Below are 5,262 nucleotides of genomic sequence, written 5' to 3'. Positions count from 1 at the left end.
ATGATAGAAAACCCCCTCTGAAGAGGTGTTTTTTAAAATAAGTGCGGAAGTCGGGATGTTTGCACGATATTGCGGCTAAGGTTAAGGATGCGGGAATCAAGAGCCAGGCCTTAATTATTGTTGGCCATATTTTAGAAAAGGATTACCAAAGGTCCAGGCTTTATGATAAACACTTTGAACATAGCTTCAGGAAGAAAAGAATTTGAAGATAGCAGTAGTAGTTATAACTGATCAGGGAGAAAAGGTAGGCCGGAAAATTCATCAAGCTTTAGGTGAAAGCAAGCTATTCGTCCCGGCCAGGTTGGGTAAGGATAAAGAAAGTGACCTTCTATTTGAAGGAAGATTAAGAGATTTAGTGAAGGAACTCTTTGCGGAATTCGAGGGGATAGTCTTTTGTATGGCTTTGGGAATTGTGGTAAGAGTAATTGCTCCCTATTTGAAGGATAAATACCAGGATCCCGCTATTGTGGTTGTTGATGAGGCGGCCAGATTTGCTATCAGTACCCTGTCTGGACATGAAGGTGGAGCCAATAAATTGGCCTATGCAGTTGCTAACTCTATTGGGGCTCAAGCTATAGTTACTACTGCTTCAGAGACGAATAAAAAAATAATTGTGGGCCTGGGATGCAGAAAAGGGGCTAAGAAAGAGGATATCAAGAGGGCCATAACCGAAGGTCTAAAAATGAGAGGCCTTTCCTTAGATGAAGTGATGTGTATAGCAACTGTAGAAATAAAGAAGAACGAAACTGGATTGAAAGAGGCATGTGTGGAGCTAGGTGTTCCTCTAACATTTGTGCCTTGTTATAAGATAGCAAATTTTGGGGGCAAATATCAGAAATCAGATTTTGTAAAAAAGAAGATTGGACTGAACGGGGTGAGCGAACCTTGTGCACTGTTAGCGGGGAGAAGAGCAAAGCTAATTTTGCCCAAGACAGTGATCTGCGGCGTGACCATAGCCATAGCCAGGGAAGATTGTACATAGTTGGGATCGGCCCGGGTGAGTTAGGGTACCTGAGCCAGAAGGCCTTCTGTGTTCTCAGGTCGTGTGAGGTAATTATCGGATATAGAGCCTATGTTAAACTTTTGGGCGACTTGGTCCAAGGCAAAGAGGTTATCGCTTCCTCGATGGGGAAAGAGCTAGTCAGGGCCGAGACAGCAATAGAACAGGCTTTATCTGGGAGGAAGGTTGCCCTTATCTCCAGTGGAGATTCAGGTATCTATGGCATGGCTGGCGTAGTCTTAGAGATCGTAGAAAAGAGGAGCATCAATCTGGATCTAGAGATAATCCCGGGTATTCCTGCATTTTGCGCGGCAGCCAGTTCTTTGGGCGCACCGATAATGAATGATTTTGCTCTAATCAGCCTCAGTGATATTTTAACTCCCTGGGAGATCATTGAGAGGCGCTTAACTTATGCTTGCCAGGGAGATTTTGTCATCGTTTTATACAACCCCAAAAGCAAGAAGAGAACCTGGCAGATTTCAAAGACGCAAGCTCTTCTGTTGAAGTATAGATCTGGCCAAACTCCCGTGGGGATAGTTCGTAATGCCAAAAGAGGAAAGGAAAAGGTCATCCTTACCACTTTGGATAGGATGTTGGATTATAGTATTGATATGTTGACCACCATTATTGTTGGTAATTCTTCCACTTCCCTCTCTGATCGCTATATGGTGACTCCAAGAGGTTATAAGATCAGAGTTGATGCTAAAGACCGGCTTCCAGAAGAATTTGCCTATTCTCTTAAAAAATGTTAAAATGAGTTCGGAGAGTCGATCGGGTGATCGCGGGGACACACTTCTTCGGAAAAGTGTTCTCGAGGAAAGTCCGAGCTCCATAGAGCAGAGCGCTGGGTAACGCCCAGTCGGGGTGACCCGAAGGAAAGTGCCACAGAAAACACACCGCCAGGAAGGAGATTATCTACTCCAGGAATAACTGGGAGCCACAGGGCTTTCTTTGAGGCCATAGAGCCTGGATAAAAATCTTGGTAGAGATAGGATACTTCCTGGTAAGGGTGAAAAGGCGAGGTAAGAGCTCACCAGCAGCCTGGTGACAGTCTGGCTTGGCAAACCCCGCTCGGAGCAAGGCCAAATAGGAGGACGATAGGGTTGCTCGCTCTGTCCTCGGGTAGGCTGCTTGAGGTACATGGTAACATGTATCCCAGATGGATGATCACCACCCAGGGATGTCTCAAAAGGACGTTCCAAGGGTACAGAACTCGGCTTATAGATCGACTCTCCTATATCTGCCGCTCCTCTGCGGGTGGCAGATTTCTTATTTTTAAGTGATGGAAGTGAAATTCTTGAAAAGGGCCACCCAAGATCAGGGAAAGCCTGGCGAAGATCATCTTTCCGGGTTCTCCAGGCGGCAGACCAGGCCGTTCACACAGCTCTCACACTCCAGTTGTAAAGTGGTGTGCCCGATGCCAAATCTCTCACTCAATAGATGATTGACCTCTGCCAGAATATCGGAGCTCTTGCTGACCATCTGGTCATCAATCCGAAGATGTCCACTGAGCGCGTAAATACCTGAAGTAATAGCCCAGATGTGAAGATCATGAATATCCCTTACTCCCGGGGTAATTTTTACTGCGGAGGCTACTTTTTCGATATTGATATGTCTGGGCACTCCCTCCAGGAGTATGTTTCCCGATTCCATCACCAGGCCAACAGCTCCTCTCAGAATTATTCCACCGATTAAGACGCCAATGAGCGGGTCGATGATATACCAACCGGTAAAGAAGATAATAATTTCTCCCATAATGACCCCTACAGAAGAAAGGGTATCGCCCAAAATATGCAGGAAGGCTCCTTGGACATTCAGGTTTTCCCGACTAGTTTTTCTTAGTACCCAGATTCCTGCTAGATTTGCTACCAGCCCTATTATAGCTACCGTCAAGACCAAAGGAGTCTTCCTGTTGACATTTTTTGCAAAAAATGATAATAATTGCAATGTATGCAATTATCTGGCGAGCTACTTCTATGTTCGGAGGAAGAGGAATGACGACGACGTTTGAAACTGATTTCTATACTGTTGAGGAGGCGGCAAAGATCCTTCACGTTTCTGTCTCTACCATCTGGCGCTGGATTGAGGCGGAGAGACTGCGTGCTTACCGGGTGGGACCAAGGAGGATCAGGATCAAAAAAGAAGATCTTTCTAGTGTTATCCAACCAGCCAAGATAAGAAAAGAGGAAATGGCCATGTGGGACATGAAGGGAAAAGGGGGTTCCGTTAGGCCAATGTCAGCCAATCAGGCTCCTGATCAGGCAACTGCCATCAGGAAGGTCCTGGCTTTGCGGGAGAAGATTCTGGCCCGGCGAGGCGGGAGGCTTTTGCCCGGCTCCTCAGCTGATCTTATCAAGGAAGCTAGAGAGGAACGTACGGCTGAGCTATGACCCTGATGGTTTGCGTGGACGCCAGCGTAGCGGCTAAATGGGTTCTTCCAGAGATCCACCAGGAAAAAGCGCTTGCCTTAGTGAGCGATTTAGAAGAAGGTGGGATCGAAGTCATTGCTCCTCCCCATCTTCCAGTTGAAGTGACCAATGCTATCCATAAGCGGGTTTATTACCAGGCGCTGACACCAGAGGAGGGGAAGGAGGCTTTGCGGAGCTTTGAGCAATTTCAGGTCTCCATTTATGCGCCGCCCACCCTTTATGAGGAGGCTCTGGAGTTGGCTCGAGCCTACCAACGGCGCACGGTTTACGACAGCCACTACGTGGCCCTGGCTAAACTTCTGTCCTGTGATCTTTGGACAGCTGATGAGGAGCTTTATAAGATCTTTTCACCTCAACTGCCCTTTGTGAAATGGATTGGTGACTACCAAATAAAGAAAGAGGAAGACGATGGAAGAGAGACCCACTCAAAGAATTCAGATGGGGGGAGAACCTCCCCGGCCAGGATCCAGAGCCCGTGTCGTAGCCGTGGTGCTTCTGGCTCTGGTAGTATTTCTCATTTTGGGCCTGCTGGCTGGCCTCTTTGTTCTGAGGTATCTCCAAAGGGAGCCCATTGAGGTATCCCTATCCCCCACCAGTGCTCAAGTGGAGACCTCCGGGGTGGTCCAGTTTACGGCTGAGGTCAGGGGGGCTGAAGATGAGGTAATCTAGTATGTGAACGAGGTGGAAGGCGGAGATGCCACCAATGGTACCATATCCAGCACTGGTCTCTACAGGGCTCCCTTTGAGGTTCCTCCTAGAGCGGTGCAAGTCAAGGCCGTAGCCAGGGCTGATGAGACCCGATCCGCCCAGGCCCAGGTCACCGTAGTGGCAGCAGAGGTCGCGAAAGAAGAGGCCACCCCGGAGGCAGCTGCTACAGAGGAGGCTATCACAGAAGAAGCTACCACAGAGGAGGCCACCACAGAAGAGACCACCCCCGAAGCTACCAGCCCCACCATATCTCTGACCCAGATCTATGGTCCCGAGCTGGTAGGGGATGTGTGCGTCTACCGCGTCCGAGCCGAGGTGACCGGAAATCCCAGGCCTACCATAGAGTTCAATAGAGATGATAGCGATGGGGCCTGGGGAAATGACGTAGCCCAGATCAACTTGCGAGCAGGTGAGAGTTTTACTCTGGAGGCGACAGCCACTAACTCGGCGGGCTCGGATAGAGCTCGGAAGGAGATCAACTTCCTCTGCGAGGTGCCATTCGCTGTTACAAGCGTCACGGCGAGTGTTAGTCCGCCATCATGGACTGGACCGTGTCCCACGGACTTTGACTTTTCTGCTGTCATCACTGTAAATGGCCCTGGCACAGTAACTTACAGGTGGGAAAGTAGTGATGGCGGGATTGATCCCACCCGAAACATAACCTGTGCGAGCGTTGGTTCACAAAGGGTCACGGCATCGTTTCGTTGGAGTACATCGGGTTCCTGTTTTGGCCCTGCAGGGCTCCCCTTTATCATTATCACAACCCTGAGTCAATCCAAAAATCAGGGACAGCGATAGGATGATTAAAAATAACCTGTATCTTTTCATCTTCCCCGATTCGCCGTTTCCTTCTTTAGCCCTGTCTTACCCTTGTCTTGCGCGGAGCCTTATATTCACTGTTCCTTCGTACGGGTCGTTTGATCTAATTCTGAGATTACCGTCGTAAGGTGAACCAGGTGGACCGCACACGCCAAGAGGGCCAAATCGCACTCCGATTATGCACTCCTGACCGGTGGCAAGGTTGCGACCTGTGCACTCATCATCTTCGATACTGAAGTAAACGACTCCTGAGGCAATGTTTGCACTTGAGATGTTTAACGACCCCGTGCCAACGTTTTGCAGGAT

The 5,262-nt window shown here is 48.9% G+C and carries 7 protein-coding genes and 1 other RNA gene; 6 read left to right on the top strand and 2 right to left on the bottom strand.

Annotation, left to right across the window (positions count from 1 at the left end; translation table 11 throughout):
* Positions 1 to 202: 202 nt before the first annotated feature.
* The 3 genes from HW443_RS09220 (at position 203) to rnpB (ending at position 2,237) form a co-directional block, all read left to right on the top strand.
* Positions 203 to 982, top strand: a complete 780-nt coding sequence (locus tag HW443_RS09220) for a cobalt-precorrin 5A hydrolase (RefSeq protein WP_176236906.1) — start codon at positions 203 to 205, stop codon at positions 980 to 982.
* Positions 973 to 1,752 (top strand): precorrin-3B C(17)-methyltransferase, encoded by a 780-nt coding sequence (gene cobJ, locus HW443_RS09215; protein WP_258188968.1) that lies wholly within the window; start codon positions 973 to 975, stop codon positions 1,750 to 1,752. Before HW443_RS09220 ends, cobJ begins: the two co-directional genes overlap by 10 nt.
* Before the next feature lie 11 nt (positions 1,753 to 1,763).
* Positions 1,764 to 2,237, top strand: an RNA gene (gene rnpB, locus HW443_RS09210) — RNase P RNA component class A.
* A gap of 101 nt (positions 2,238 to 2,338) precedes the next feature.
* Here rnpB and HW443_RS09205 read toward each other — a convergent pair.
* Positions 2,339 to 2,947 carry a cation diffusion facilitator family transporter gene (locus HW443_RS09205; RefSeq protein ID WP_258188969.1) on the bottom strand — a complete coding sequence of 203 codons (609 nt, stop codon included), beginning with the start codon at positions 2,945 to 2,947 and terminating at the stop codon, positions 2,339 to 2,341.
* A gap of 47 nt (positions 2,948 to 2,994) precedes the next feature.
* Between HW443_RS09205 and HW443_RS09200 the strand changes: the two genes are divergently transcribed.
* From HW443_RS09200 to HW443_RS09190, 3 genes are all read left to right on the top strand, one after another.
* Positions 2,995 to 3,390: a helix-turn-helix domain-containing protein gene (locus tag HW443_RS09200; RefSeq protein WP_176229393.1), complete on the top strand. Its 396-nt coding sequence runs from the start codon at positions 2,995 to 2,997 to the stop codon at positions 3,388 to 3,390.
* On the top strand, positions 3,387 to 4,004 hold the full coding sequence (locus HW443_RS09195) for a type II toxin-antitoxin system VapC family toxin (RefSeq protein ID WP_176231864.1): 618 nt from the start codon (positions 3,387 to 3,389) through the stop codon (positions 4,002 to 4,004). Before HW443_RS09200 ends, HW443_RS09195 begins: the two co-directional genes overlap by 4 nt.
* 97 nt (positions 4,005 to 4,101) lie before the next feature.
* A complete protein-coding gene (locus HW443_RS09190; RefSeq protein ID WP_176238089.1) occupies positions 4,102 to 4,935 on the top strand; it encodes a hypothetical protein in 834 nt (277 codons plus the stop codon).
* Positions 4,936 to 5,001: 66 nt separating this feature from the next.
* On the opposite strand, the gene HW443_RS13040 is transcribed toward HW443_RS09190, so the two are convergent.
* The coding region (locus tag HW443_RS13040; protein ID WP_219857239.1) for a hypothetical protein at positions 5,002 to 5,262 on the bottom strand (261 nt) is incomplete at its 5' end.

This window comes from Candidatus Hakubella thermalkaliphila (genome assembly GCF_013281975.1).
In the GTDB taxonomy this organism is placed as follows: domain Bacteria; phylum Actinomycetota; class Humimicrobiia; order Hakubellales; family Hakubellaceae; genus Hakubella; species Hakubella thermalkaliphila.
Note: the sequence above shows the minus strand (reverse complement) of the source record. Positions and strands in the feature narration are given on the sequence as shown.